Here is a 1234-nt window from a genome sequence, read left to right on the forward strand (position 1 = left end):
TGTACTGCGGCCCTAAATTTGGACCACCTTACCGGTCAGTTTAGTCAGGGCTCCCATCCCCTTTCAACAGGCTCTCCGAAAAGGCCTCGGGCGTCATGTAATCCAAGGCCGAGTGAGGACGCTTACGGTTGTACACCTGGAAGACAAACCGCTCCACCGAGGCCCGCGCCTCCGCCAGGGTCCTGTACTCCCGCAAGGCCACCCACTCCTCTTTGATCGTCCGGATCAACCGCTCCGCGTGCCCGTTCTCCCAAGGCCTCCCCGTCCCCGCGTAACTGAGCCGCACCCCTAGCCCCAAAAGCCGCTCCACATACGCCCTGGAGGTGTACTGCACCCCCCGGTCCGAATGGTGCACCTCGGGACACCCCTCCCTCAGGGCCATCTCCAGGGCCGCAAGAGCAAGCCCCTGGGACAGCCTCGGCCCCAGGGCCACCCCCAGGATCTTGCGGGTGTGGAGGTCCATCACCACCGCCAGATAGGCCACCCCCTCCCCCAGGACCACGTAGCTCAGGTCCGCCACCCACACCTGGTGCGGGCGGGTCACCGCGAGTCCCGGCAGGAGGTTCTTCACCCCTTCCGGGAGAAGGCCCCCTGGGGAGGTGGTCCTGGGGGAGGGCCCCTTGCGGGGAAGGAGCAAGCCCTCCTCGCGCATCAGGGAGCGCACCCGCTTCTCCCCCACCTGGACACCTTCCCCCCGCAAGAGGGCGGTGAGGCGCCGGTAGCCGTACCGGGGCCAGGCCGCCGCCAGGGCCCGCAAGCGTTCCCGGAGGGCCCTCTCCTCGGGAGGGGGGTCCTGGGGCCGGTAGTAGAGGGTGCTCCGGGGCACCCTGAGGACCCGGGAAAGCAGGCGGAGGGGGTAGGCTCCCTTGAGGGCCTTCACCAGCTCCCGCCTTTCCTTTGCCGGTAGAGCCCCGAGGCTTTTTTTAGGACCTCCAGCTCCAGGGCCATCTGGCCGACCAAGCGTTCCAGCTCGCGGATGCGGGCCTCCTGCTCCGCGCAGCCGGAGGTGAAGGCGGCGTGGGCGTTCTCCAGGAACTCCCGCTGCCAGCGGTAAAGGAGGGACTCCGCCACCCCATAAGCCCGGCAGGCTTCGGCCACGGTCCTTTGACCCGACAAGACCTCCAACACAATTTTTGCCTTTTCCTTCGCTGACCACCTGCGCATCTCGCTACCCCTTCAGACTACACCCCTTGGCCTCTCTCTTGGGGTGGTCCAAATTTGGGGCAGCACTTCA

General features: G+C 66.7%; 1 protein-coding gene. It reads right to left on the minus strand.

Translation table 11 applies throughout. The annotated features are described in order from the left end of the window. Positions 1 to 40: 40 nt before the first annotated feature. A protein-coding gene (locus tag L0C60_RS12690) for an IS3 family transposase (protein ID WP_119359095.1) occupies positions 41 to 1164 on the minus strand; the annotation gives its coding sequence in 2 pieces (ribosomal slippage) (positions 41 to 927 and positions 927 to 1164; 1125 coding nt in all). Positions 1165 to 1234: the final 70 nt, after the last annotated feature.

This window comes from Thermus hydrothermalis (assembly GCF_022760925.1).
Classification (GTDB): domain Bacteria; phylum Deinococcota; class Deinococci; order Deinococcales; family Thermaceae; genus Thermus; species Thermus hydrothermalis.